General features: G+C 58.9%; 28 protein-coding genes and 1 pseudogene. 20 read left to right on the forward strand and 9 right to left on the reverse strand.

The genetic code is table 11. From position 1 onward, the window contains the following. Positions 1-7 precede the first annotated feature (7 nt). From eutJ to eutR, 9 genes are all read left to right on the forward strand, one after another. Positions 8-847, forward strand: a complete 840-nt coding sequence (gene eutJ, locus DTA24_RS07225; protein ID WP_012967467.1) for an ethanolamine utilization protein EutJ — start codon at positions 8-10, stop codon at positions 845-847. Then, positions 837-2024, forward strand: a complete 1188-nt coding sequence (eutG, locus tag DTA24_RS07230; RefSeq protein ID WP_012967468.1) for an ethanolamine utilization ethanol dehydrogenase EutG — start codon at positions 837-839, stop codon at positions 2022-2024. The genes eutJ and eutG overlap by 11 nt, the downstream gene beginning before the upstream one ends. Before the next feature lie 199 nt (positions 2025-2223). Beyond that, a complete protein-coding gene (eutH, locus tag DTA24_RS07235; protein WP_008803853.1) occupies positions 2224-3456 on the forward strand; it encodes an ethanolamine utilization protein EutH in 1233 nt (410 codons plus the stop codon). Further along, the gene (gene eutA / locus DTA24_RS07240; protein WP_114500496.1) at positions 3453-4856 is read left to right on the forward strand and encodes an ethanolamine ammonia-lyase reactivating factor EutA; all 1404 of its coding nucleotides are present in this window, start codon (positions 3453-3455) and stop codon (positions 4854-4856) included. The genes eutH and eutA overlap by 4 nt, the downstream gene beginning before the upstream one ends. Positions 4857-4867: 11 nt before the next feature. Further along, positions 4868-6229: an ethanolamine ammonia-lyase subunit alpha gene (eutB, locus tag DTA24_RS07245; RefSeq protein ID WP_008803855.1), complete on the forward strand. Its 1362-nt coding sequence runs from the start codon at positions 4868-4870 to the stop codon at positions 6227-6229. 20 nt (positions 6230-6249) lie between these two features. After that, positions 6250-7152, forward strand: coding sequence for an ethanolamine ammonia-lyase subunit EutC (eutC, locus tag DTA24_RS07250; protein WP_012967471.1), 903 nt, complete (start codon positions 6250-6252; stop codon positions 7150-7152). Between the two features lie 9 nt (positions 7153-7161). After that, complete coding sequence (eutL, locus tag DTA24_RS07255) at positions 7162-7821, forward strand: ethanolamine utilization microcompartment protein EutL (protein WP_008803857.1); 660 nt, start codon at positions 7162-7164, stop codon at positions 7819-7821. Between the two features lie 11 nt (positions 7822-7832). Next, complete coding sequence (gene eutK, locus DTA24_RS07260) at positions 7833-8309, forward strand: ethanolamine utilization microcompartment protein EutK (protein ID WP_064142916.1); 477 nt, start codon at positions 7833-7835, stop codon at positions 8307-8309. A gap of 45 nt (positions 8310-8354) precedes the next feature. Beyond that, positions 8355-9407, forward strand: coding sequence for an HTH-type transcriptional regulator EutR (gene eutR / locus DTA24_RS07265; RefSeq protein WP_016161617.1), 1053 nt, complete (start codon positions 8355-8357; stop codon positions 9405-9407). Between the two features lie 43 nt (positions 9408-9450). On the opposite strand, the gene hemF is transcribed toward eutR, so the two are convergent. Next, positions 9451-10350 carry an oxygen-dependent coproporphyrinogen oxidase gene (gene hemF / locus DTA24_RS07270; RefSeq protein WP_123836617.1) on the reverse strand — a complete coding sequence of 300 codons (900 nt, stop codon included), beginning with the start codon at positions 10348-10350 and terminating at the stop codon, positions 9451-9453. Further along, positions 10350-11222 carry an N-acetylmuramoyl-L-alanine amidase AmiA gene (amiA, locus tag DTA24_RS07275; RefSeq protein WP_008803861.1) on the reverse strand — a complete coding sequence of 291 codons (873 nt, stop codon included), beginning with the start codon at positions 11220-11222 and terminating at the stop codon, positions 10350-10352. The genes hemF and amiA overlap by 1 nt, the downstream gene beginning before the upstream one ends. A 211-nt stretch (positions 11223-11433) precedes the next feature. On the opposite strand from amiA, the gene DTA24_RS07280 reads away from it, so the two are divergent. The 4 genes from DTA24_RS07280 (at position 11434) to DTA24_RS07295 (ending at position 13926) form a co-directional block, all read left to right on the forward strand. Next, the gene (locus tag DTA24_RS07280; protein ID WP_002913637.1) at positions 11434-11859 is read left to right on the forward strand and encodes a GNAT family acetyltransferase; all 426 of its coding nucleotides are present in this window, start codon (positions 11434-11436) and stop codon (positions 11857-11859) included. After that, positions 11846-12295 (forward strand): DUF2919 domain-containing protein, encoded by a 450-nt coding sequence (locus DTA24_RS07285; RefSeq protein ID WP_008803862.1) that lies wholly within the window; start codon positions 11846-11848, stop codon positions 12293-12295. The genes DTA24_RS07280 and DTA24_RS07285 overlap by 14 nt, the downstream gene beginning before the upstream one ends. Before the next feature lie 61 nt (positions 12296-12356). Then, the gene (locus tag DTA24_RS07290) at positions 12357-12932 is read left to right on the forward strand and encodes an RpoE-regulated lipoprotein (RefSeq protein ID WP_008803863.1); all 576 of its coding nucleotides are present in this window, start codon (positions 12357-12359) and stop codon (positions 12930-12932) included. A 94-nt stretch (positions 12933-13026) separates the two neighbouring features. Further along, a complete protein-coding gene (locus tag DTA24_RS07295) occupies positions 13027-13926 on the forward strand; it encodes a Dyp-type peroxidase (RefSeq protein ID WP_086512037.1) in 900 nt (299 codons plus the stop codon). A 96-nt stretch (positions 13927-14022) separates the two neighbouring features. Here the strand turns inward: DTA24_RS07295 and DTA24_RS07300 are convergent. Further along, positions 14023-14385: pseudogene (locus tag DTA24_RS07300) on the reverse strand (endonuclease domain-containing protein). Positions 14386-14585: 200 nt separating this feature from the next. Here DTA24_RS07300 and cysP point away from each other — a divergent pair. From cysP to cysM, 5 genes are all read left to right on the forward strand, one after another. Next, positions 14586-15602, forward strand: coding sequence for a thiosulfate/sulfate ABC transporter substrate-binding protein CysP (cysP, locus tag DTA24_RS07305; protein ID WP_008803866.1), 1017 nt, complete (start codon positions 14586-14588; stop codon positions 15600-15602). After that, on the forward strand, positions 15602-16435 hold the full coding sequence (cysT, locus tag DTA24_RS07310) for a sulfate/thiosulfate ABC transporter permease CysT (protein ID WP_002913626.1): 834 nt from the start codon (positions 15602-15604) through the stop codon (positions 16433-16435). The genes cysP and cysT overlap by 1 nt, the downstream gene beginning before the upstream one ends. Next, positions 16435-17310, forward strand: a complete 876-nt coding sequence (gene cysW / locus DTA24_RS07315) for a sulfate/thiosulfate ABC transporter permease CysW (protein WP_123836618.1) — start codon at positions 16435-16437, stop codon at positions 17308-17310. Before cysT ends, cysW begins: the two co-directional genes overlap by 1 nt. Then, positions 17300-18394 carry a sulfate/thiosulfate ABC transporter ATP-binding protein CysA gene (gene cysA / locus DTA24_RS07320; RefSeq protein ID WP_123836619.1) on the forward strand — a complete coding sequence of 365 codons (1095 nt, stop codon included), beginning with the start codon at positions 17300-17302 and terminating at the stop codon, positions 18392-18394. The genes cysW and cysA overlap by 11 nt, the downstream gene beginning before the upstream one ends. 118 nt (positions 18395-18512) lie before the next feature. Then, entirely contained in the window at positions 18513-19424 is a 912-nt protein-coding gene (gene cysM, locus DTA24_RS07325) for a cysteine synthase CysM (protein WP_012540938.1), read from the forward strand. Here cysM and DTA24_RS07330 read toward each other — a convergent pair. Next, positions 19421-19816 (reverse strand): YybH family protein, encoded by a 396-nt coding sequence (locus tag DTA24_RS07330; protein ID WP_008803870.1) that lies wholly within the window; start codon positions 19814-19816, stop codon positions 19421-19423. The two genes, cysM and DTA24_RS07330, sit on opposite strands and share 4 nt — an antisense overlap. Positions 19817-19997: 181 nt before the next feature. Next, entirely contained in the window at positions 19998-21296 is a 1299-nt protein-coding gene (gene ptsJ / locus DTA24_RS07335) for a transcriptional regulator PtsJ (RefSeq protein WP_123836620.1), read from the reverse strand. Positions 21297-21378: 82 nt separating this feature from the next. Between ptsJ and pdxK the strand changes: the two genes are divergently transcribed. Together pdxK and DTA24_RS07345 are read left to right on the forward strand one after the other, a co-directional pair. Then, a complete protein-coding gene (gene pdxK, locus DTA24_RS07340) occupies positions 21379-22242 on the forward strand; it encodes a pyridoxine/pyridoxal/pyridoxamine kinase (RefSeq protein WP_123836621.1) in 864 nt (287 codons plus the stop codon). Next, on the forward strand, positions 22242-22481 hold the full coding sequence (locus DTA24_RS07345) for a hypothetical protein (RefSeq protein WP_012540941.1): 240 nt from the start codon (positions 22242-22244) through the stop codon (positions 22479-22481). Before pdxK ends, DTA24_RS07345 begins: the two co-directional genes overlap by 1 nt. Positions 22482-22521: 40 nt before the next feature. Here the strand turns inward: DTA24_RS07345 and crr are convergent, their stop codons facing one another. The 4 genes from crr to cysK form a co-directional block, all read right to left on the reverse strand. Continuing rightward, positions 22522-23031 (reverse strand): PTS glucose transporter subunit IIA, encoded by a 510-nt coding sequence (crr, locus tag DTA24_RS07350; protein ID WP_008803873.1) that lies wholly within the window; start codon positions 23029-23031, stop codon positions 22522-22524. Between the two features lie 42 nt (positions 23032-23073). Next, positions 23074-24801: a phosphoenolpyruvate-protein phosphotransferase PtsI gene (gene ptsI / locus DTA24_RS07355; protein WP_008803874.1), complete on the reverse strand. Its 1728-nt coding sequence runs from the start codon at positions 24799-24801 to the stop codon at positions 23074-23076. A 44-nt stretch (positions 24802-24845) separates the two neighbouring features. Next, a complete protein-coding gene (gene ptsH / locus DTA24_RS07360) occupies positions 24846-25103 on the reverse strand; it encodes a phosphocarrier protein Hpr (RefSeq protein WP_002913505.1) in 258 nt (85 codons plus the stop codon). Positions 25104-25483: 380 nt separating this feature from the next. Further along, positions 25484-26455 carry a cysteine synthase A gene (cysK, locus tag DTA24_RS07365; protein WP_012540942.1) on the reverse strand — a complete coding sequence of 324 codons (972 nt, stop codon included), beginning with the start codon at positions 26453-26455 and terminating at the stop codon, positions 25484-25486. Positions 26456-26538 lie beyond the last annotated feature (83 nt).

Raw genomic sequence — 26538 nt, forward strand, 5'->3', positions numbered from 1 at the left:
GATGAACATGGCGCACGACGAACAACGCTGGCTTTCGCCGAGACTGCAAAAAGCCGCTGCTCTGTGTAACCAGGCACCCGCTGCCAGCGAATCGCCGCTGTGGCTGGGTATCGATTTAGGTACCTGCGACGTGGTGTCGATGGTGGTCGACCGTGATGGCCAGCCGGTTGCGGTATGTCTTGACTGGGCCGATGTGGTGCGCGACGGCATCGTCTGGGACTTCTTCGGCGCCGTCACCCTCGTGCGCCGTCATCTCGCGACCCTCGAACAGCAGCTGGGCTGCCGCTTTACGCATGCGGCGACCTCGTTTCCGCCCGGCACCGATCCGCGCATTTCGATCAACGTCCTGGAGTCCGCCGGGCTGGAGATCAGTCATGTGCTGGATGAGCCCACCGCGGTGGCGGATCTGCTGCAGCTCGATAATGCCGGGGTGGTGGACATCGGCGGCGGCACCACCGGGATCGCCATCGTTAAACAGGGCAGGGTGACGTATTCGGCGGATGAAGCCACCGGCGGACACCATATCTCCCTGACTCTGGCCGGGAATCGCGGCATCGGGCTGGAAGAGGCTGAGCAGTACAAGCGCCGCCATGCCGGAGAGATCTGGCCGGTAGTGAAACCGGTGTACGAGAAGATGGCTGAGATTGTCGCCCGACATATTACCGGACAAGGGATTGGTGATTTGTGGCTGGCAGGCGGCGCCTGCATGCAGCCGGGCGTCAGGGCGCTTTTTTGCCAATGTTTCCCGACGCTGAAGGTGCATTTACCCCGGCACAGCCTGTTTATGACCCCGCTGGCAATCGCCAACAGCGGGAGGGAAAAAGCGGAGGGGATCTATGCAAGCTGAACTGCAGACGGCGCTGTTCCACGCCTTCGATACGCTGAATCTTCAGCAAGTGAAAAGCTTCAACGTGCCGCCGGTGACGCTGCACGGCGTCGGCGCGCTGGCGGCCTGCGGCCCGCAAGCGCAGGCCCGGGGCCTGAAGCATCTGTTTGTCATGGTTGACCGTTTTCTCCATCAGGCGGGAATGACCGCCGGGCTGGAGCGTAGCCTGGCGATGAAAGGGGTTGCCATGACCCTCTGGCCCTGTCCCGCCGGCGAACCCTGCGTCACTGATGTCTGCGCTGCGGTCGCCCAGCTGCGGGACGCGCGCTGCGACGGCGTGGTGGCCTTCGGCGGCGGCTCGGTGCTGGATGCGGCGAAAGCGGTGGCGCTGCTGGTCGCCAACCCTGAGCAGACGCTGGGGGAGATGACGGAGCACAGCGAATTACAGCCACGTCTGCCGCTGATTGCGGTGCCGACCACCGCCGGCACCGGGTCAGAAACCACCAACGTGACGGTGATTATCGATGCGGTGAGTGGACGCAAACAGGTGCTGGCGCATGCCTCGCTGATGCCGGATGTGGCGATCCTCGACGCCGCCCTAACTGAGGGCGTTCCCCCGTCTGTCACGGCGATGACCGGGATTGATGCGCTGACCCACGCCGTCGAGGCCTACAGCGCCCGTCACGCCACGCCGTTTACCGACAGTCTGGCGATGGGGGCGATAGCCATGATCGGCGAAGCGCTGCCGAAAGCGGTGGGCTGCGGCCAGGATCTGGCGGCGCGGGAGAACATGCTGCTGGCCTCCTGCATGGCGGGGATGGCGTTTTCCAGCGCCGGGCTGGGGCTATGCCATGCCATGGCGCATCAGCCGGGGGCGGCGCTGCATATTCCGCACGGTCTGGCCAACGCCATGCTGCTGCCAACGGTGATGGGCTTCAACCGTATGGTGTGCCGGGGGCGCTTCAGCCAGATCGGCCGGGCGCTGACCGGCAGGAAAACCGATGACCTTGAGGCAATCGCCGCCGTGCGCGAACTGATTGCGGAAGTCGGTCTGACGATGCGGCTGTCGGATGCCGGCGCGACGCCCGCGCACTACGCCACCTGGGCACAGGCGGCGCAGGACGACATCTGTCTGCGCACCAATCCACGCACCGCCACCCGGGAGCAGATTATCGAGCTGTACGCGGCGGCGCAATAAATGCGGATTTTCCCGGAGGCGTGTGGCTGTGGCTTTCCCGGCTCGCGCTGCGCTTAGCCGGGCTACAGGATCACAGCCGTCTGCTATGCCGTAGCCCGGGTAAGGCGTTCACGCCGCGACCCGGGAAAGTTCCCCGAGTGCGGCTAATGTCCCCGTATTCACAGTATCTACCAATCATAAATGACAGGGAGTAAGGGCTATGGGAATTAACGAAATCATCATGTACATCATGATGTTCTTTATGCTGATTGCCGCCGTGGACAGGATCCTGTCGCAGTTCGGCGGCTCGGCGCGCTTTCTCGGCAAACTGGGGAAAAGCATTGAGGGATCCGGCGGTCAGTTTGAAGAAGGGTTTATGGCGATGGGCGCGCTGGGCCTGGCGATGGTCGGGATGACCGCCCTGGCGCCGGTGCTGGCCCATCTGCTCGGTCCGGTGATTATCCCGCTGTATGAGATGCTCGGCGCCAACCCGTCGATGTTTGCCGGCACGCTGCTGGCGTGCGACATGGGCGGTTTCTTCCTCGCCAAAGAGCTGGCGGGCGGCGACGTGGCGGCCTGGATGTACTCGGGCCTGATCCTCGGCTCCATGATGGGGCCGACCATTGTGTTCTCCATTCCGGTGGCGCTCGGCATTATCGAACCTGCCGATCGTCGCTGGCTGGCGCTCGGCGTGCTGGCGGGCATTGTCACTATTCCTATCGGCTGTATCGCCGGCGGTCTGGTGGCGATGTATTCCGGGGTGGAGATCAACGGCCAGCCGGTAGCGTTTACCTTCGCGCTGATCCTGATGAATATGATCCCGGTGATCATCGTCGCCGTGCTGGTGGCGCTGGGGCTGAAGTTCATTCCGGAAAAAATGATCAACGGCTTCCAGATCTTCGCCAAATTCCTCGTGGCGCTGATCACCATCGGCCTGGCGGCGGCGGTGATCAAGTTCCTGCTCGGCTGGGAGCTGATCCCAGGACTCGACCCGATCTTTATGGCGCCTGGTGACCAGCCCGGCGAGGTGATGCGCGCCATCGAAGTCATTGGCTCTATCTCCTGCGTGCTGCTCGGCGCTTACCCGATGGTGCTCCTGCTGACCCGCTGGTTTGAAAAGCCGCTGATGCGTGTCGGTAATCTCCTCAAAATCAACAATATGGCTGCCGGCGGCATGGTCGCTACCCTCGCGAACAATATCCCGATGTTCGGCATGATGAAGCAGATGGATACCCGTGGAAAAGTGATCAACTGCGCCTTCTCAGTGTCAGCGGCGTTCGCCCTCGGCGACCATCTCGGTTTTGCGGCGGCCAACATGAACGCCATGATCTTCCCGATGATCGTCGGCAAGCTGGTCGGCGGCGTTACCGCGATTGGCGTGGCGATGCTGCTGGTGCCAAAAGATGAAAACGTACCGGCGCCTGCCAACACCGAAGCGGAGGCGCACTCGTGAACACGCGCCAGCTGTTGAGCGTCGGTATTGATATCGGCACCACCACCACGCAGGTGATCTTCTCGCGCCTCGAGCTGGTGAACCGCGCGGCGGTCTCCCAGGTGCCGCGCTACGAATTCATCAAACGCGACATTAGCTGGCAAAGCCCGGTCTTTTTTACGCCGGTTGATAAGCAGGGAGAACTGAAAGAGGCCGAGCTTGAGGCGCTGATTCTGGCTCAGTACCGGGCCGCCGGGATTGCCCCGCAAGCGGTGGACTCCGGGGCGATCATCATCACTGGTGAAAGCGCGAAAACCCGCAATGCCCGCCCGGCGGTGATGGCGCTCTCGCAGTCGCTGGGCGATTTTGTCGTCGCCAGCGCCGGGCCGCACCTGGAGTCGGTCATTGCCGGACACGGCGCCGGGGCGCAGACCTTGTCCCGGCAGCGGATGTGCCGGGTGCTTAATATCGATATTGGCGGCGGTACCTCGAACTATGCCCTGTTTGACGCCGGTAACCTCAGCGCCACCGCCTGCCTCAACGTCGGCGGCCGCCTGCTGGAAACCGACGCTCAGGGGCGCGTGGTCCACGCGCACTCGCCAGGACAGCGGATTGTCGATGCGGTATTCGGCCCGGGAACCGATGCTTTATCGTTGACTGTGGGTCAGCTGGCGCAGGTGGCGCGCCGGATGGCGGGGCTGATCGTTGAGGTGATCGACGGCAGGCTCTCACCGCTGGCGCAGGGGCTGATGCAAACCGAAGTACTGCCTGCGGGTGTTCAGCCGGAGGTGATTACCCTTTCCGGCGGAGTGGGGGAGTGCTACCGCCATCAACCCGCCGATCCTTTCTGTTTTTCCGATATCGGGCCGCTGCTGGCCACGGCCCTGCACGAGCACCCGCGCCTGCGTGAAATGAACGTGCAGTTTCCGACGCAAACCGTGCGCGCCACGGTGATTGGCGCCGGGGCGCATACGCTGTCCCTGTCGGGGAGCACCATCTGGCTGGAGAGGGTTCAACTGCCGCTGCGTAATCTGCCGGTGGCTATCCCGCAGGAGGCCGCCGATCTGCCGAACGCCTGGCGGCAGGCGCTGACGCAGCTCGATCTGGCCCCCGAGGCGGACGCTTACGTGCTGGCGCTTCCCGCTTCACTTCCGGTGCGCTACGCCACCTTACTGACCGTAATTGACGCCCTGCTGGCGTTTGTCGCCCGCTTTCCCAATCCGCGTCCGCTGCTGCTGGTGGCCGAGCAGGATTTTGGCAAAGCGCTGGGCATGCTGCTGCGGCCGCAGCTTCCACACCTTCCGCTGGCGGTCATCGATGAGGTGAGCGTCCGGGCGGGGGACTATATCGACATTGGTACGCCTCTTTTTGGCGGATCGGTTGTGCCGGTGACGGTGAAATCACTCGCATTTCCTTCCTGAGGGAACGACTTATGAAACTAAAGACCACATTGTTCGGCAATGTTTATCAGTTTAAGGATGTTAAAGAGGTGCTGGCGAAAGCCAACGAACTGCGTTCGGGGGATGTGCTGGCGGGCGTGGCAGCGGAGAGTTCGCAGCAGCGCGTGGCCGCCAAGCAGGTGCTTTCCGATATGACGGTGGCCGATATCCGCAATAACCCGGTGATCCCCTATGAGGAGGATTGCGTGACGCGCCTGATCCAGGATGACGTGAACGAAACCGCCTATCAGCGGATCAAACACTGGACCATCAGCGACCTGCGCGAATACGTGCTCAACGACGAGGTCACCAGCGACGATATCGCCTTTGTCCGCAAAGGGCTGACCTCCGAGGTGGTGGCGGCGGTGGCCAAGATCTGCTCCAACGCCGATCTGATCTATGGCGGCAAAAAAATGCCGGTGATCAAAAAAGCCAATACCACCATCGGTCTGCCGGGGACCTTTAGCTGCCGCCTGCAGCCGAACGATACCCGCGACGACGTGCAGAGTATTGCCGCGCAAATCTACGAAGGGCTCTCCTTCGGTGCGGGCGACGCGGTGATTGGCGTCAACCCGGTCACTGACGACGTGGAGAACCTGAGTCGCGTGCTGGATACGGTGTACGGGGTGATCGACAAGTTTACCATCCCGACCCAGGGCTGCGTGCTGGCGCACGTCACCACCCAGATCGAAGCTATCCGCCGCGGCGCGCCGGGGGGGCTTATCTTCCAGAGCATCTGCGGCAGCGAAAAAGGGCTAAAAGAGTTCGGCGTCGAACTGGAGATGCTCGATGAAGCGCGGGCGGTGGGGGCGGAGTTTAACCGCATCGCCGGGGAGAACTGTCTTTACTTTGAAACCGGGCAGGGCTCGGCGCTCTCCGCGGGCGCTAACTTCGGCGCCGACCAGGTGACGATGGAAGCGCGTAACTATGGCCTGGCGCGGCACTACGATCCGTTCCTCGTCAACACCGTGGTGGGCTTTATCGGGCCGGAGTACCTCTATAACGACCGACAAATTATTCGCGCCGGGCTGGAAGACCACTTTATGGGCAAGCTGAGCGGCATCTCGATGGGCTGCGACTGCTGCTACACCAACCATGCCGATGCCGATCAGAACCTCAACGAAAACCTGATGATCCTGCTGGCGACCGCTGGCTGCAACTACATCATGGGCATGCCGCTCGGCGACGACATCATGCTCAACTACCAGACTACCGCCTTCCACGATACCGCGACCGTGCGCCAGCTGCTGGGTTTGCGTCCGTCACCGGAGTTCGAAGGCTGGCTGGAACGGATGGGCATTATGGCAAATGGTCGTCTGACCAAACGGGCGGGCGATCCGTCACTGTTCTTCTAATGACGCGGGGATGACACATCATGGATCAAAAACAGATTGAAGACATTGTACGCAGCGTAATGGCGTCAATGGGACAGCCACAGACACAGCCAGAGGCCCCCGTAGCGACGACGCCGGCCTGCCACGCTGCCGCGTGCGCCACCGACGCAACAGTGGAAAGCTGCGCGCTGGATCTGGGCTCTGCGGAAGCGAAAGCCTGGATTGGCGTACAACATCCGCACCGCGCCGAAGTGCTGACCGAACTGAAACGCAGCACCGCAGCGCGCGTTTGCACCGGTCGCGCCGGTCCGCGTCCGCGCACCCTCGCGTTGCTGCGCTTCCTGGCGGATCACTCGCGCTCGAAAGATACGGTGCTCAAAGAGGTGCCGGAGGCGTGGGTGAAAGCGCAGGGGCTGCTGGAAGTGCGTTCGGAAATCAGCGACAAAAATCGCTACCTCACGCGCCCCGATCTGGGACGCCGTCTCAGTCCGGAGGCCATCGATGCGCTGAAGGCGCAGTGCGTGATGGATCCGGATGTGCAGGTGGTGGTGTCCGATGGCCTGTCGACGGATGCCATCACCGCCAACTACGAAGAGATCCTGCCGCCGCTGCTTGCCGGCCTGAAACAGGCGGGTCTGAAGGTCGGGACGCCGTTCTTCGTGCGCTATGGCCGCGTCAAGATTGAAGATCAGATCGGCGAGATCCTCGGCGCGAAGGTGGTGATCCTGCTGGTTGGCGAGCGCCCGGGACTTGGCCAGTCAGAGAGCCTCTCCTGCTACGCGGTGTACTCCCCGCGGGTGGCGACCACCGTCGAGGCCGACCGGACCTGTATCTCCAATATTCACCAGGGCGGCACCCCGCCGGTAGAAGCCGCCGCGGTGATCGTGGATTTAGCCAAACGCATGCTGGAGCAGAAAGCCTCCGGTATCAACATGAGCCGTTAAGGAGGCATCATGCCCGCATTAGATTTGATTCGACCCTCGGTCACTGCCATGCGCGTCATTGCCTCGGTGAATGACGGTTTTGCCCGGGAGCTTAAATTACCGCCACATATACGTAGCCTCGGACTCATCACGGCAGATTCTGATGACGTGACGTATATTGCCGCCGATGAAGCGACAAAGCAGGCGATGGTGGAGGTGGTCTATGGCCGCTCCCTGTATGCCGGAGCAGCTCACGGCCCGTCGCCCACCGCCGGTGAAGTGCTGATTATGCTCGGCGGCCCGAACCCGGCGGAAGTTCGCGCCGGGCTGGATGCCATGATGGCGCATATTGAAAGCGGGGCGGCGTTCCAGTGGGCTAACGACGCGCAAGATACCGCGTTTCTGGCGCACGTGGTGTCGCGTACCGGCTCTTATCTTTCATCCACCGCTGGCATCGCGTTGGGCGATCCGATCGCTTATCTGGTGGCGCCGCCGCTGGAGGCGACGTACGGCATCGATGCGGCGATGAAGTCTGCCGACGTTCAGCTGGTGACCTACGTCCCGCCGCCGTCGGAAACCAACTATTCGGCCGCCTTTTTGACGGGAAGTCAGGCCGCCTGTAAAGCCGCCTGCAACGCCTTTACCGATGCCGTTCTCGATATTGCCCGTCATCCTGTTCAGCGTGCGTAACGGAGGGAGCGATGATCAATGCGCTGGGATTGCTGGAAGTGGAGGGCATGGTCGCCGCTGTAGACGCCGCGGATGCCATGCTCAAGGCGGCCAATGTGCGCCTGCTCAGTCATGAAGTGCTCGACCCCGGCAGATTGACGCTGGTGGTGGAGGGGGATCTGGCGGCCTGTCGTGCCGCGCTGGATGCCGGAAGCGTAGCGGCGGAGCGAACCGGATGTGTGATCAGCCGTCGGGAAATCGGCCGTCCGGAAGAGGATACCCAGTGGCTGATCGGCGGCTTTCAGCCAGCGCCCCTGCCGCCTGCTGACCCGGCATCATCGGAAGCGTTACTGACGCTACTGGCATCAGTTCGTCAGGGCATGACGGCCGGCGAGGTCGCCGCGCATTTTGCCTGGCCGCTGGATAAGGCCCGCCAGGCGCTGGATCAGCTCTTTTCCGCAGGGACGCTACGCAAACGCAGTAGCCGCTATCGTCTCAAAAATCCATAACCTGTCGGAGGTGCCGGGAGCGGCTTGCCCCCGGCTTTAACGATTATGAAAAAGCGTCGTTCTGCAAATTTGCACCATCTCTGTTGCGAGGCGTTACCTGAAAATACCCGGCTGACGCCCCAGGTTGAAATTGACAATATTCATCAACGACACACAACCGATGTGTATGAGCACGCCCTGACCATTACCGCCTGGCAACAGATTTACGATCAGCTGCATCCGGGGCAGTTTCGCGGCGAGTTTACCGAAATTCTGCTCGATGAGATCCAGGTCTTTCGCGAATATACCGGGCTGGCGCTGCGCCAGTCCTGCGTGGTCTGGCCGAACTCCTTTTGGTTTGGTATTCCGGCGGCGCGGGGAGAGCAGGGGTTTATCGGTTCGCAGTGCCTGGGCCGGGCAGAAATCGCCACCCGTCCCGGCGGTACGGAGTTCGAGCTCAGCACGCCGGATGATTACACCATCCTCGGTGTGGTGATTTCAGAGGAGGTGATTTCTCGCCATGCCAGTTTCCTGCACCACCCGGAGCGAGTGCTGCATATGCTACGCAACCAGTCAGCGCTGGCAGTTCGGGAGCCGCATAAGGCCGCGCTGTGGGGGTTTGTGCAGCAGGCGCTGGCCACCTTCAGCGAGCATCCGGATACCCTTCATCAGCCTGCGGTGCGCAAGGTGCTGCGGGATAATCTGTTGCTGGCGATGGGGACGATGCTGGAAGAGGCGCAGCCGATGGTGAGCGCGGAGAGTATCAGCCACCAGAGCTACCGCCGCCTGCTGGCGCAGGCCCGTGAATATGTGCTGGAAAACAGCGCGGAGCCGCTGACCGTCCTCGACCTGTGCCAGCAGCTGTACGTCAGCCGTCGCACCCTGCAAAACGCCTTCCATGCGATTCTGGGGATTGGCCCCAACGCCTGGCTCAAACGGATCCGTCTGAACGCCGTACGCCGGGAGCTGATAAGTCCCTGGTCAGAGCGGGAGACGGTCAAGGAGGCGGCCATGCAGTGGGGATTCTGGCATCTGGGGCAGTTCGCCACCGACTATCAGCAGCTGTTTGCTGAGAAACCGTCGATGACGCTGCACCATCGCCTGCGCCAGTGGGTGTGAGCGAAGCGACGCCGCTGCCGGGTGGCCAGTCGCCATCCGGCCGTTACAGCCAGTCGCGCACCTGAATAAACTCGCTCAGCGCCGCCTCGGGACTGCCGGACTCGGGCTGATAATCATATTCCCAGCGCACCAGCGGCGGCATCGACATCAGAATCGACTCCGTACGCCCGCCGGTCTGCAGGCCGAACAGGGTGCCGCGGTCCCAGACCAGATTGAACTCGACGTAGCGGCCGCGGCGATAGAGCTGAAAGTGGCGCTCGCGCTCGCCGTACGGCGTGGCTTTTCGGCGTTCGACGATGGGTAAATAGGCGTCAGCATAGCCGTTCCCGACCGCCTGCATAAAGGCGAAGCAGTGGTCAAAATCCGGGGTATTCAGGTCGTCAAAGAACAGACCGCCGATACCGCGCTGCTCCTGGCGGTGCTTGAGATAGAAGTAATCATCGCACCATTTTTTATAGCGCGGATAGACGGCTTCGCCGAACGGCAGACACAGATCGCGGGCGGTACGATGCCAGTGGACGGCATCCTCTTCAAAGCCGTAGTAAGGGGTTAAATCGAAGCCGCCGCCGAACCACCACACCGGGTCGGCGCCAGGCTTTTCGGCAATAAAGAACCGCACGTTGGCATGGCTGGTGGGCACATAGGGGTTAAGCGGATGAACCACCAGCGAGACGCCCATGGCTTCAAAGCTGCGTCCGGCCAGCTCCGGGCGATGGGCCGTTGCCGAGGCAGGCATCGCATCGCCATGGACGTGAGAAAAGTTAACCCCGGCCTGTTCGAACACGTTGCCGTCGCGCAACACCCGGCTGCGCCCGCCGCCACCGCCTTCCCGCTGCCAGGCGTCTTCAATAAACGGTGCGCCATCGACAGCGCTCAGCTGCTGGCAAAGGCTGTCCTGGAGCTGGAGCAGAAAAGTTTTAACCTGCGCGGCATCGGGTTTCATTAACGTCTCTTCGAATGGGCTTTCTGGTTATCGAACCAGTGGAAATAGCTGATAATGCCGTTGGCAATCGCGGTGGCGATTTTCTGCCGGAAAGCGGTGGTGCCGAGCAGTTTCTCCTCGTTCGGGTTGGTGATAAACGAGGTTTCCACCAGCACGGACGGAATGGACGGCGACTTCAGCACCACGAACGCCGCCTGCTCGGTATTGCGGCTGTGCAGCTTATGCACCGGTTTGATCTTTTTCAGGATATGCGAGCCCAGCGTCAGGCTGTTTTTAATGGTGTCGGTCTGCACCAGATCGAACAGCACCTGCTGCAGCAGATGATCTTTATCGGTCGCTTTCTTACCGGCAACTTCATCGGCGCGGTTTTCGCGGTCGGAGAGGTATTTTGCCATGGCGCTACTGGCGCCGCGGTTTGACAGCGCAAACACCGAGGCGCCGGCGGCGCTCGGGTTGGTGAAGCCGTCGGCATGGATCGACATAAACAGATCGGCGCCGTGCTGATGGGCAATCTCCACGCGGTCGTACAGCGGGATAAAGGTATCGCCGGTACGGGTCAGGCGGGCGTCGATGCCGTTGCTGCGCAAAATGCTGCGCACGTTCTTAGCGATCGCCAGCACCACATGCTTCTCTTTCGAACCGTTATGGCCGATAGCCCCGGTGTCGATACCGCCGTGGCCCGGGTCGAGCATCACAACGCGGCGGGCGCCGGCCTTTTTAGCGGCGGGTTTGCTGTGTCCATTTGATGTTTTCAGTGGCTGCTCTTTTGCGCTGACCTGTGCGGCGACGCCACTCAGCGTCATCGCAGCCAGCCCGGCTTTCAGCACCTGACGGCGCGAAGCAAGTATTTTTAAGGGTTTAAAAGTGCTCATTCGGCCTGAATTGTAAACAAGTGATGTCCAATGTTATATCGTATCGCGTTTGCCGTTACGACCATTCAAAATAAGAATTGTTTTACTTTTCATTTCAATACATGACAAAGTCATATTATGCCATTTTTTGTCGCTGATTTCGCCTGATATTGGCTATCAGTTATATTCGCGCCATAATCACTGTTTTTAACCGTCAATGGTGGGGAATACCATGGAGATTCGCGTTTTTCGCCAGCAGGATTTCGAAGAGGTTGTGACGCTGTGGGAGCGCTGCGATCTGCTGCGCCCGTGGAACGATCCGGAGATGGATATTGAGCGCAAGCTGAATCATGACGTCAGCCTGTTTCTGGTGGCGGAAGTGAATGGCGAAGTGGTCGGCACGGTGATGGGCGGATATGACGGTCATCGCGGATCGGCCTATTATCTCGGCGTCCATCCGGAATATCGTGGCCGGGGTATCGCGAACGCGTTGCTCAACCGGCTCGAGAAAAAGCTGATTGCCCGCGGCTGCCCGAAAATCAACATTATGGTTCGTGAAGACAACGACGTGGTGCAGGGAATGTATGAGCGGCTGGGCTATGAATACGCCGATGTCCTGACCCTGGGCAAGCGTCTGATCGAAGATGAAGAATACTGAGTTTATCCCCGCCGATTTTGATGCCCATGGCCGTCTGCGCCTGCCTTTGCTCTTCTGGTGCGTGCTGTTGTTGCAGGCCCGCACGTGGGTGCTGTTTTTGATGGCCGGCGCATCGCGCCAGCAGGGCGACGCGATTCTTAATCTGTTCTATCCCGATCACGACCGCTTCTGGCTCGGTTTACTCCCCGGCGTGCCGGCGGTGCTGGCCTTTCTGCTTAGCGGCTACCGTCAGCGCCTGCCGCGCGCGTGGCGGGCGATGCGCTGGCTGCTGGTGCTATCGCAATTGCTGCTGTTGCTGTGGCAGCCGATGCTATGGCTGAGCGGCGAATCTCCCTCCTCGCTGACCATCGGGCTGCTGGTGGCGGATGGTTATGCCCTGTGGTGGCTGTTAACCAGCCGTCGCCTGGGCGCCTGTTTTCGCCAGACCACCTTTTAAGGGCACTTTTTGCCGATCGTGAACTCCAACATGCGTTGAATGACTCAGAAAGGATTGTGATATGAAATCGCTACGTTTAATGCTCTGTGCGCTTCCGCTGGCGCTGACCGGCTGCTCCACGATGAGCGCAGTCAACTGGTCGGCGGCCTATCCGTGGAACTGGTTTGGCGCTTCTACCGAGGTGACCGAGCAGGGGGTGGGTAAACTGACGGCTTCCACGCCGCTCAACGAACAGGCTATTAGCGATGCGCTGGGGAGCGACTACCGTTTACGCAGCGGGATGAAGACCGATAAGGGCAATATCGTCCACTATTTTGAAGCGCTGAAAGACAACAGCGTGGCGCTGACCATCAATGGCGACAACGGTACCATCAGCCGGATTGACGTGCGTGATGCCGAAATCAAAACCGCCAGCGGCGTGAAAATCGGCACACCGTTTAGCGACCTGTACAGCAAAGCTTTCGGCAACTGCCAGAAAGGCAGCAATGACAATGGCGCGGTCGTCGAGTGTCAGGCCGAGGGGAGCCAGCATATCAGCTATGCCTTTACCGGCCACTGGAGCGGCCCGGACGAGCTGATGCCCTCCGACGATACGCTGAAAAACTGGAAGGTCAGCAAAATTATCTGGCGTCGCTAAATTGATCTGAAGAGACACGACGGCCCTGAAAAACGGTTACAATGGCGCGTTAGCAACGCGACAGCGTTGTAGTTGCATCATTTCAGGAGGAGCGATGTCTCAGGTTCAGAGCGGCATTTTGCCGGAACATTGCCGCGCGGCGATTTGGATTGAAGCCAATGTCAAAGGGGACGTTAACGCCCTGCGCGAAGCGAGCAAAAATTTTGTCGATAACGTGGCCACCTTCCAGGCTAAATTCCCCGACGCTAAACTCGGGGTGGTGGTGGCGTTCGGCAATAACGTCTGGCGTCAGCTGAGCGGCGGCGAAGGGGCGGAAGAGTTAAAAGATTTTCCGGTCTATGGCAAAGGGCTGGCGCCGTCCACCCAGTATGACCTGCTGATTCATATTTTATCCGCCCGCCATGAAGTTAACTTCTCGGTGGCGCAGGCCGCGATGGCCACCTTTGGCGACGCTATCGACGTGAAAGAAGAGATCCACGGTTTCCGTTGGGTGGAAGAGCGTGATCTCAGCGGCTTCGTCGACGGCACCGAAAACCCGGCGGGGGAAGAAACCCGCCGCGAAGTGGCGGTCATTAAAGACGGTGTGGACGCGGGCGGCAGCTACGTGTTCGTCCAGCGCTGGGAGCATAATCTCAAACAGCTGAACCGCATGAGCGTACCGGATCAGGAGATGATGATCGGCCGTACCAAAGAAGCCAACGAAGAGATCGATGGCGACGAGCGTCCGGTCACGTCGCACCTGAGCCGCGTGGACTTAAAAGAAGATGGCAAAGGGCTGAAAATCGTCCGTCAGAGCCTGCCGTACGGCACCGCCAGCGGCACCCATGGTCTCTATTTCTGCGCCTACTGCGCGCGCCTGTATAACATCGAGCAGCAGCTGCTGAGCATGTTCGGCGATACCGACGGCAAACGCGACGCGATGCTGCGCTTCACTAAACCGGTGACTGGCGGCTATTACTTCGCGCCATCCCTGGAGCGTATTCAGGCGCTGTAATTTTTTCCCCTCACCCTAACCCTCTCCCCAAGGGGGAGAGGGGACCGTTCGGTGCGGTTATGGAATCTGCGTGCGGACTCTCTTTCTCCCTCTCCCTCAGGGAGAGGGGCGGGGTGAGGGCATCGGCGACTCAAGCGCTTCAAGTATTCTCTGCATCACCGCATCTTCATACTCTTCAAACTCATTATTCCAGAAGCGTAAAACCCGCCATCCCTGGCTCTGTAGCCAGCGGGTGCGGCGAACATCGTAGGCACGCCTCTCATCGTGTTGGCCGCCGTTCAGTTCAATCGCCAGCTGTGTTGCGCAGCAGGCAAAATCGAGAATATAGGGACCCACGGGATGCTGGCGGCGAAACTTATAGCAAGCAAAATGGCGGTTGCGCAGTCAGTACCCTGGTCGACGTTCTGCGGGCGTTAAGCTACGTCTGAGCTGACGAGCAAATATCTGTGTGTTTTTCATATAAACACAGTGCACGCCTGGCTGCCGTTTGTCACAATGACACGTCTAATCTGCGAGCCGCTTTCAGCAAAGCTTTGCCAGTTGCTTATTCTCTTTTCGACTTCCAAATCGCCAAACGGTATATAAAACCGTTACTCCTTTCGTACCCGTTATAAATATGATGATCATCAGAAAATGTTCAACGTTGATAAGGGTGCGCAATGGCCGTTAAATCACTGAAAAAAGGATATCTGGCGCTGGCGGCTTCCATGCTGCTGGCCGCGCAGGCGCAGGCGACAGAGCTGCTGAACAGCTCCTATGATGTCTCCCGCGAGCTGTTTGCCGCCCTTAACCCGCCTTTTGAGCAGCAGTGGGCGAAGGACAATGGCGGGGACACGCTGACGATTAAGCAGTCGCATGCCGGTTCATCCAAGCAGGCGCTGGCTATTTTGCAGGGCCTGAAGGCGGACGTGGTCACCTACAACCAGGTGACGGACGTGCAGATCCTGCATGACAAAGGCAACCTGATCCCGGCCGACTGGCAAAGCCGCCTGCCGAACAACAGCTCACCGTTCTATTCGACGATGGGTTTCCTGGTGCGTAAAGGCAACCCGAAAAACATTCATGACTGGAACGATCTGGTTCGCTCTGACGTCAAGCTGATTTTCCCGAACCCGAAAACCTCGGGTAACGCCCGATACACCTACCTGGCGGCATGGGGCGCGGCGGATAAAGCCGACGGCGGCGATAAAGCCAAAACCGAACAGTTTATGACCCAGTTTCTGAAGAACGTCGAAGTCTTTGATACCGGCGGACGCGGGGCGACTACCACTTTTGCTGAACGCGGCCTGGGCGATGTGCTGATTAGCTTCGAATCGGAAGTGAACAATATTCGTAAGCAGTATGAGGCGCAGGGATTTGAAGTGGTGATCCCGAAAACCAACATTCTGGCGGAGTTCCCGGTGGCGTGGGTGGATAAAAACGTCAAAGCCAATGGCACGGAAAAGGCGGCGAAAGCCTACCTGAACTGGCTCTACAGCCCGCAGGCGCAAACCATCATTACCGACTACTACTACCGGGTAAACAACCCGAAAGTGATGGACGCCCTGAAGGATAAATTCCCGCAGACCGAGCTGTTCCGCGTAGAGGACAAGTTTGGCTCCTGGCCTGAGGTGATGAAAACCCACTTCGCCAGCGGCGGCGAACTGGACAAACTGCTGGCGGCGGGGCGTAAGTAATGTTTGCTGTGTCGTCCAAGCGCGTGCTGCCAGGCTTTACCCTGAGCCTCGGCACCAGCCTGCTGTTTGTCTGTCTGATTTTGTTATTACCGCTCAGCGCGCTGGTGATGCAGCTGGCGCAGATGAGCTGGGCGCAATACTGGGATGTGATCACCAATCCGCAGGTGGTGGCGGCCTATAAGGTGACGCTGCTGTCGGCGTTTGTGGCCTCGATTTTTAACGGCGTCTTTGGTCTGCTGATGGCCTGGATCCTCACTCGCTATCGTTTTCCTGGCCGCACGCTGCTGGATGCCTTAATGGATCTGCCGTTTGCGCTGCCGACGGCGGTGGCCGGCCTGACGCTGGCTTCGCTGTTTTCGGTTAACGGAATTTACGGTGAATGGCTGGCGAAGTTCGATATTAAAGTGACCTATACCTGGCTCGGCATCGCCGTGGCGATGGCCTTCACCAGCATCCCGTTCGTGGTACGTACCGTGCAGCCGGTGCTGGAGGAGCTGGGACCCGAGTATGAGGAAGCGGCGGAAACGCTGGGCGCGACGCGCTGGCAGAGTTTCCGCAAAGTGGTGCTGCCGGAGCTGTCGCCGGCGCTGCTGGCGGGCATTGCCCTGTCGTTTACCCGTAGCCTCGGCGAGTTTGGCGCGGTGATTTTTATCGCTGGCAACATCGCGTGGAAGACAGAGGTGACCTCGCTGATGATCTTTATTCGTCTGCAGGAGTTTGACTATCCGGCGGCGAGCGCGATCGCCTCGGTGATCCTGGCCGCCTCACTGCTGCTGCTCTTTTCCATCAATACCCTGCAGAGTCGCTTTGGTCGACGCGTGGTAGGTCACTAATGGCGGAAGTTACTCAATTGAAACGCTACGACGCGCCCCGCATCAACTGGGGGAAATGGTTTCTGATTGGCGTCGGGATGGTGGTCTCCACCTTCATCCTCGTGGTGCCGATGCTCTATATCTTTATCCAGGCCTTCAGCAAAGGGCTGATGCCGGTGCTGGAAAACCTGGCCAACCCGGACATGCTGCATGCCATCTGGCTGACGGTGATGATTGCGTTGATTACCGTACCGGTGAACCTGGTGTTCGGTACGCTGCTGGCCTGGCTGGTGACACGTTTTACTTTTCCCGGCCGCCAGCTGCTGCTGACGTTACTGGATATCCCGTTCGCCGTCTCGCCGGTGGTGGCCGGTCTGGTGTATCTGCTGTTTTATGGCTCTAACGGCCCGCTGGGCGGTTGGCTTGATGCGCATAACCTGCAGATCATGTTCGCCTGGCCGGGCATGGTGCTGGCGACCATCTTTGTCACCTGTCCGTTTGTGGTGCGCGAGCTGGTGCCGGTGATGATGAGTCAGGGAAGCCATGAAGATGAAGCCGCGGTGCTGCTGGGCGCTTCCGGCTGGCAGATGTTCCGCCGGGTGACGTTGCCGAATATTCGCTGGGCGCTGCTGTACGGCGTGGTGTTGACCAACGCCCGCGCCATCGGCGAATTTGGCGCAGTGTCGGTAGTCTCCGGTTCGATTCGTGGAGAAACGCTGTCGCTGCCGCTGCAAATTGAACTACTGGAGCAGGATTACAATACCGTTGGCTCGTTTACCGCTGCGGCCCTGCTGACGTTAATGGCTATTCTGACCCTGTTTTTAAAGAGTATGTTGCAATGGCGTCTGGCCAATCAGAAAGAACGCGCGCAACAGGAGGGAAATCATGAGCATTGAGATTGCCAATATTAAGAAATCGTTTGGTCGCACCCAGGTGCTGAATGATATCTCGCTGGATATCCCTTCCGGACAAATGGTTGCGCTGCTGGGGCCCTCGGGCTCCGGAAAAACCACCTTGCTGCGAATTATCGCCGGGCTGGAGCATCAGACCAGCGGTCATATCCGCTTCCACGGCACCGACGTCAGCCGGATGCACGCCCGCGACCGTAAAGTGGGCTTCGTCTTCCAGCACTATGCGCTGTTCCGCCATATGACGGTGTTCGATAACATCGCCTTTGGCCTGACCGTGCTGCCGCGCCGTGAACGACCCAATGCGGCGGCGATTAAAGCCAAAGTGACCAAATTGCTGGAGATGGTGCAGCTAGCCCATCTGGCGGATCGCTATCCGGCGCAGCTGTCCGGCGGCCAGAAGCAGCGTGTGGCGCTGGCGCGCGCCCTGGCGGTGGAGCCGCAAATTCTGTTGCTGGATGAACCCTTCGGCGCGCTGGATGCACAGGTGCGTAAAGAGCTGCGCCGCTGGCTGCGTCAGCTGCATGAAGAGTTAAAATTCACCAGCGTGTTCGTCACCCACGATCAGGAAGAGGCGCTGGAAGTTGCTGACCGGGTGGTGGTGATGAGTCAGGGCAACATCGAACAAGCCGATGCCCCGGAGCGCGTGTGGCGTGAACCGTCGACCCGTTTCGTACTGGAGTTTATGGGAGAAGTAAACCGCCTGCAGGGCATTATCCGCGGTGGACAGTTCCACGTTGGCGCGCACCGCTGGCCGTTAGGCTATACCCCAACATACCAGGGGCTGGTGGATCTGTTCCTGCGTCCGTGGGAAGTGGACATCAGCCGCCGGACCAGCCTGGATTCCCCGCTGCCGGTGCAGGTGCTGGAAGCCAGCCCGAAAGGGCACTACACCCAATTAGTCGTTCAGCCTCTGGGGTGGTATGACGAACCGCTGAGCGTGGTGCTGGCGGGCGATGAGGCGCCGTCCCGCGGCGAACGGCTGTTCGTTGGCCTGCAAAACGCGCGCCTGTATAACGGTACCGAGCGTATCGAGCCGCGCGGCGAGCTTGCTCTGGCGGAGTCGGCCTGATAGCTTATTGAGCAGGTCTATCGCCCGGTAAGGCTACGCTTTCCGGGCCTGGAGTTTTTACGCGTCTTGTAGGCCGGGTAAGCGAAGCGCAACCCGGCTTTTTTATTGAGTAAAAATCGTGAATACACTCGAACACACCATCGGCAATACCCCTCTGGTCAAGCTTCAGCGTCTGGGCCCGGACAACGGCAGTGAAGTTTGGGTCAAACTCGAAGGCAATAATCCGGCCGGCTCGGTGAAAGACCGCGCCGCGCTGTCAATGATCGTCGAAGCGGAAAAGCGCGGCGAAATTCAGCCCGGCGACGTGCTGATCGAAGCGACCAGCGGTAACACCGGTATTGCGCTGGCGATGATCGCCGCGCTGAAAGGCTATCACATGAAGCTGCTGATGCCTGACAACATGAGCCAGGAGCGCCGGGCGGCGATGCGTGCCTACGGCGCCGAGCTGATTCTGGTCACCAAAGAGCAGGGAATGGAGGGGGCCCGCGACCTGGCTCTTGAGATGGCGCAGCGCGGAGAGGGCAAACTGCTCGATCAGTTTAACAACCCGGATAACCCCTACGCCCACTACACTACCACCGGGCCGGAAATCTGGCAGCAGACCGCGGGACGTATCACCCACTTTGTCTCCAGCATGGGGACCACCGGCACCATTACCGGCGTATCGCGCTTTTTGCGCGAACAGAGTAAACCGGTGGCCATTGTCGGCCTGCAGCCGGAAGAGGGCAGCAGTATTCCCGGGATCCGTCGCTGGCCGGCAGAGTATATGCCGGGGATCTTTAACGCTTCGCTGGTGGATGCGGTGCTGGATATTCATCAGCAGGATGCCGAGAATACCATGCGCCAGCTGGCGGTGCGGGAAGGCATTTTCTGCGGGGTCAGTTCCGGCGGCGCGGTGGCGGGCGCGTTACGCATTGCCCGTGAAAATCCTGGCGCGGTGGTGGTGGCGATCGTCTGCGATCGCGGCGATCGTTACCTTTCCACCGGCGTGTTCGGCGAAGAACATTTTAGCCAGGGGGCTGGCATTTAATCATCAAGCAGGTCGGTGCCGTAGGAGTTATCGACCGTACACAGCCAGCGCTCGCCCTGCTTCTGAAAGACATAGGTGGCGCGCCGTGTGACCTGGGATATCCCGTCCGCCGTCGGGATATCCAGCCGGGTCTCCATAATCACCAGCGCATTGCCGCCGCCTTCAATAACCTCCATTTTCCCCTGAGTCACCACCAGTCGGTGCTGGAAATAGTCGGCAATGGCGATAAAGGCTTTGCGGATATTCTCTTTCCCTCTGACCACCATGCCCGGTTTGACGACCAGCGCGGCGTCTTCTGCGTAATAGGCCATCAGGGTATCGTAATCTTCCTGTGAGATAGCGCGGTCGCAGGCTTCAATGACCGCCTTCAGTGCCAGGTCAGTGTGATGCATCTCTGGTGCTCCTTCTTGTGAGCGATTTTTCCGCCACCGGGACTGTTTTATTCGTCCGGGCGAGCAGGGTATGCAGGTAAGACTGTGCCTGCTTTCGTTTACTTTTTCATTAGTTTATCGGCAGCTGCCATCACTCACCTGTGCGGCAGATGCTTCAACATGCTGAATGATACGGCCTGCATCAGGTTTGGTTTAAGACCAGCGCAATATCAGCCGCCAGGCGGGAAATCTCAGCGTCACTCAGACGGCCCAGCGACAGGCGCAGCCCGTGCGCAGGCGTTCGGACACCAAATATTTCCCCCTCCCGGACCAGCCAGCCGGCGCGGGCCAGGCGTAAGGCGTAGGGCTGGCTCGCCGCTGGCAGCGGCAGCCAGAAATTGAGGCCATCGCCAGGCGTAGCATGGCTGTGGCCGTGCCGGGCCAGCGCCGCCGCCAGTTTCTCATTCTGCTGGCGATAATGACGACGGGTCTCCGTCATCGAGGCGATAAACGCCTCATCGGTCAGACAGGCCAGCGTCAGGTCCTGCAGCAGATGGCTGACCCACTGGCTGCCGGCGTTAAGCCGCAGGCGCAGCGCCGCTGAGGTATCGGCATCGCTGGCGATAAAGGCCAGCCGCAGGTCTGGCCCGAGGGTTTTTGACATTGAGCGCACCAGCGCCCAGCGTTGCGTGCTTGCAGGAAGAGGGGAGTACCATGGCGTGGCCGACAGCAGGGCAAAATGGTCATCGACGATCGCCAGCACCTGCGGATAGCGGGCCAGCACCTCCCGCAGGGCATGCGCCCGGGTTTCCGTCAGGCTACAGCCGGTAGGATTATGCGCGCGCGGGGTTAAGATCACCGCCCGTGCGCCGTTGCGTAACGCCTCCTCCAGGCCGTCAGGATCCATCCCCTCGGCATCCACCGCCACCGGGCAGGGGGTAAAACCGGCGTAACGCACCATATTGATGCTGCTGAGAAAACAGGGATCTTCCACCACAACGCCGTCGCCGGGCAGCAGCAGAGCGCTCAGCAGACGCTCCAGGGCGTCAATCGCTCCGCTGGCGAGATTCACCGCAAAGGGAACCGCTATCTCTTTGGCAAACCACGCCTCGGCCCATTGACCAAGCCGCGGCTCGATGGGAGCATCGCCATACAGGCGTGGTGTGCGGGCAAGCTGGCCCAGATAACGGGTTAATTCAGGCAGTCTGGCGGGGTCCGGATTGCCGCTGGAGATATCGTTCAGCGGCGTCGTTGGGTCACCGCCCTCCAGCGCCGGCAGCGGATCCCGTGCTTTAATGGCCGTGCCGTTTCGTCCCTGGCTGACGGCCAGCCCGGAGGTGACCAGCCGTTTATAGGCGGCGGCGACGGTATTGCGATTCACCTCCAGCTGGCTGGCGAGCTCGCGTACCGGTGGCAGAACCTCTCCGGGCCGCAACCCACCGCTCTGCACCAGATGGCGGATATGATCGAAGATATCGCTGGCGGTTTTTCCGGTAAACATTATTGACCTATGACAAAATGAAATTTAGCATAGGACGAATCATAATCAGTGCGTGACCCGCTGTCCAGCGGGGGGAGAAAAGATGGGCCAGCAAGATGACATACAATCAGTGCTCTTTCACGACACAAGCCGGGCGTCGGAAGTCGATATCGTCGCTGTGCAGTCCCAGGTAGTCTATGGCAGCGTTGGCAACAGCATCGCGGTTCCGGCCATTAAACAGCACGGTTTGCGCGTGCTGGCAGTGCCGACGGTACTGTTCAGCAATACGCCCCATTATGAGACGTTCTATGGCGGCATTATTCCGGAGGAGTGGTTTGTCGGGTATCTGCAGGCGCTGGAGGAACGCGACGCGTTGCGCGAACTGCGTGCAGTGACCACCGGCTATATGGGCAACGCCGTGCAAATCGAACGTCTGGCGCAGTGGCTGACGCGGGTGCGGGCCCGCCATCCCGGGCTGTGCATTCTGGTGGATCCGGTCATCGGCGATGTCGACAGCGGCATCTACGTTAAGGCTGAGATCCCGGACGCCTATCGTCAGCATCTTCTGCCACTGGCGCAAGGGATCACCCCCAATCTGTTTGAGCTGGAAACGCTGAGCGGCCAGCGCTGTCGCAATCAGCAGGAGGCGGTCGCCGCGGCGCGAAGCCTGCTGTCAGATACCCTCAAATGGGTGGTGATCACCAGCGCGCCGGGAGAGGCGCGTTCGACGATAAATGTGCTGGTGGTGACGGCCGATGCGGTGGAGGTGGTGGCCCACCCGCGGGTGGAAACGGACCTGAAGGGAACGGGCGATCTGTTCTGTGCAGAGCTGGTGAGCGGTCTGCTCACTGGCCTGGCGCTGGGGGCGGCGACGCAGAGTGCCGCCCGGCGCGTGCTGGAGGTCATGAACTGGACTGCCGCGCAGGGGTGTGACGAACTGATCCTGCCGCCACGGGAGAAAAACTGATGAAAAGCTATCGGTTAGTGATCCGCCAACAGGGGCGCATTGTCGGTCATTTTGATACCACAGGGGAGGCGGCGCTGGAGGATGCTTGCGTAGCGCGGTCGCTGTTCGGCCTGGCCGGAGGGTACCAGTGCGATCTGCTGGTCTCTGACAGTGAGCGTCGTATTCTGGAGAGCACGCCGGAGGGATTGCGCATCTTGTCCCGGGAGAAGTGCTATCAGCCGGTGACCAGCGCGATATAAAAAAATGGCGCCTTTCGGCGCCATTTTTATGCAGCAAGCATTACTTCTTGATGCGGATAACCGGGGTTTCACCCACCGTCACGCTACCGGACAGTTTGATCAGCTCTTTGATCTCGTCCATGTTGGAGATAACCACCGGCGTCAGGGTAGACTTGGCTTTCTCTTCCAGCAGCGGCAGATCGAATTCGATAACCGGGTCGCCGACTTTCACGCGCTGGCCTTCTTCAGCGATACGCTTGAAGCCTTCGCCTTTCAGTTCAACGGTATCAATACCGAAGTGAACGAACAGCTCGATGCCGCTATCAGATTCAATAGAGAACGCATGGTTGGTTTCGAAAATTTTACCAATGGTACCGTCTACCGGCGCGACCATTTTGTTGCCGGTCGGTTTGATGGCAATCCCATCGCCCACAATTTTTTCCGCAAAAACCACATCCGGCACGTCTTCGATGTTGACGATCTCACCGGAGAGGGGAGCAATAATCTCAATAGTTCCGGTGTCTTTCTTGTCATCAGAAACCAGAGATTTCAATTTATCAAACAAACCCATGATCTTCTCCTAAGCAGTAATTTGGGCCGCGCATCTCTTGGATTAGCAGATTGTTTTTTCTTCAATGAACTTGTTAACCAGCGTCATTAACTCGTCCGTTGTCGGTTGAGCAAGAGCCTGCTCTGCTAATACTTTCGCATCTTCGAAGTTCGTATTACGAATAATCTTCTTGATGCGCGGGATGGAAATGGCGCTCATAGAGAATTCGTCCAGCCCCATACCCAGCAACAGAAGTGTAGCACGTTCATCGCCCGCAAGCTCACCGCACATGCCAGTCCATTTACCTTCAGCGTGAGAAGCATCAATAACTTGCTTAATCAGATTCAGTACAGACGGTGACATCGGCTGGTAAAGATGTGAAATCATATCATTACCACGGTCAACTGCCAGAGTATATTGCGTTAAATCATTGGTGCCGATACTAAAGAAATCAACTTCTTTGGCCAGATGACGAGCAATGGTCGCCGCAGCCGGTGTTTCCACCATCACGCCGATCTCAATGGATTCGTCAAATGCTTTACCTTCGTCACGCAGTTCCTGTTTGTAGATTTCGATCTCTTTCTTCAGCGCACGCACTTCTTCAACAGAGATGATCATCGGGAACATAATGCGCAGTTTACCGAAAGCGGAGGCACGCAGGATGGCGCGCACCTGATCGCGCAGGATTTCTTTACGATCCATCGCGATACGCACGGCACGCCAGCCGAGGAACGGGTTCTCTTCTTTCGGGAAGTTCATGTACGGCAGCTCTTTGTCGCCGCCAATGTCCATGGTACGCACGATAACGGCCTGAGAGCCACAGGCTTCAGCCACCGCTTTATAGGCCGCAAACTGCTCTTCTTCAGTTGGCAGCGCGTCACGGTCCATGAACAGGAATTCGGTACGATACAGGCCAACGCCTTCGGCGCCGTTGCGCTCAGCACCTTCGACATCGCGAACGGTACCAATGTTGGCGCAGACTTCAACCTGATGGCCGTCGAGGGTAATCGCCGGCAGATCTTTCAGTTTCGCCAGTTCGGCTTTTTCTTCCGCAACCTGAGCCTGCAGATTACGCAGCGCTTCAATTTGCTCGTTAGACGGGTTGACCAGAACCTGGTTGTTCACCGCGTCGAGAATCAGATAATCGCCGTTTTTCACCTGCGCCGTGATGCTGCCGGTGCCCACGATGGCCGGCAGTTCCAGGGAACGCGCCATGATGGAGGTGTGAGAGGTACGGCCGCCCGCGTCGGTGATGAAGCCCAGCACTTTTTTCAGGTTCAGCTGTGCGGTTTCAGACGGGGTCAGATCGGCGGCGACGAGGATGACTTCATCCTGAATCGCGCTCAGATCGATAATCGACAGACCAAGGATGTTGCGCAGCAGGCGCTTACCGATGTCGCGTACGTCAGCCGCACGTTCTTTCAGGTATTCATCGTCCAGCTCTTCCAGGGCAGTGGCCTGACCTTCGATAACTTCATTGGCTGCCGCGTCGGCAGTCATGTGCTTATCTTTAATCAGGGCTATGATTTCCTGCTCAAGCTCCTCATCTTCCAGCAGCATGATATGCCCTTCGAAGATGGCTTCTTTTTCTTCACCGAAAGTTTCACCAGCTTTGGTTTTGATGACCTCCAGCTGGGCGGAGGCCTTGGCGCGGCCGCTCAGGAAACGTTCGACTTCCTGATCAACCTTATCGGCAGAAATTTTCTTCCGGTCGATGACAATTTCATCTTCCTTCAGCAGCAGTGCTTTGCCGAAGGCGATACCCGGGGATGCTAAAATGCCTGAAATCATAACCCTACCTTACTTGTGACTGATATGAAAAAGAACCCGTGAACTTACTCGAGTTCAGCCATCAGTTTAACCAGATGCTCAACAGCTTTCTGCTCATCTTCGCCTTCAGCGGAGAGGGTCACTACGGTGCCCTGGGTCAGGCCCAGAGTCTGCAGTTTGAACAGGCTTTTGGCGCTGGCGCTTTTGCCGTTGGAGGTTACAGTGATCTCAGAAGTGAAGCCTTTAGCTTCTTTAACAAACTGAGCAGCAGGGCGGGTGTGCAGACCGTTCGGAGCGGTAATGGTAACTTCTTGCTGGAACATTATATTTCCCCAACTTATAGGTTTAGTGTTGTGGACCTAAAGTCTAGTCTAACGACTCGACTTTAGCCTGTATTGTTAGCGCCGGCGTTACGTTTCCGGCCTTGGCGTCGGCAGCGCCTGGCGCTGCGAAGACCTGCGGGCCATTGACGTCTAGCACGTCATTAAACATTATGCCGCGAAAGGAAGACTTGAACCAAATCATAAAATCGATTCAGCTGGCGGAAATCCTCTTCTGAATAATTTCGCGCATCAAAATAAATGTGCTGGTTAAATACCAGACCCTACGAGGTGAATCAATGCCAGGAGGGGTAAAACTTTGACGTATGCCACAAAAAAGCACCTGAAAAGGTGCTTTTTTACACATTATTTACAAGCTGGCACTACTGTTGCAATTCTTTCTCAGTGAAGAGATCGGCGAACAGCGCGGTGCTTAAGTAACGCTCACCTGAGGAAGGCAGGATAACCACAATATTCTTATTGGTAAAGGCCTCATCTTCCTGCAGCTTCAGCGCGGCGGCAACAGCGGCCCCGGAAGAGATACCCGCCAGGATGCCTTCTTCTTCCATCAGACGGCGCGCCGTGGAGATAGCTTCCTCGTTGGTAATGCCGATCACTTTGTCCACCAGCTTCAGATCCAGGTTGCCAGGAATGAAGCCGGCGCCGATGCCCTGAATTTTGTGCGGGCCCGGCTTGAGCTCTTCACCCGCCAGCGCCTGGGAGATGACCGGCGAATCGGTCGGTTCGACCGCGACGGTGATCAGATCTTTTTTGCCCTTGGTGTTTTTAATGTAGCGGCTGACGCCGGTCAGCGTACCGCCGGTGCCTACGCCAGAGATAAAGACGTCCACCTGACCATCGGTGTCTTCCCAGATTTCCGGGCCGGTGGTCTTTTCGTGGATTTCCGGGTTAGCCGGGTTGCTGAACTGCTGCAGCAGCAGGAATTTTTCCGGGTTGCTGGCGACGATCTCTTCCGCTTTCTGAATAGCGCCTTTCATGCCTTTTGCGCCTTCGGTCAGTACCAGGTTGGCGCCCAGCGCTTTCAGCAGTTTGCGGCGCTCAATGCTCATGGTTTCCGGCATGGTTAGCGTTAGCTTGTAGCCGCGGGCCGCCGCCACGTAGGCGAGGGCGATACCGGTGTTGCCGCTGGTCGGTTCGACCAGTTCCACGCCAGGTTTCAAAACGCCGCGCTTTTCAGCATCCCAGATCATATTGGCGCCGATACGGCATTTTACGCTAAAGCTCGGGTTACGAGATTCTACCTTTGCCAGGATACGGCCGTTACCAATGCGGTTCAGTCGTACCAGCGGCGTGTGACCGATAGTCAGGGAGTTGTCTTCAAAAATCTTACTCATGGCCCGTCCTTAACTGTATGAAATTTGGGGGTACGGCATCAGCATACCCGCTTAAAGAATATGCGGAAGTAAGGATTTAGCAT

The sequence above is a fragment of the Klebsiella sp. P1CD1 genome (assembly GCF_003790505.1).
Classification (GTDB): Bacteria; Pseudomonadota; Gammaproteobacteria; order Enterobacterales; family Enterobacteriaceae; genus Klebsiella; species Klebsiella variicola.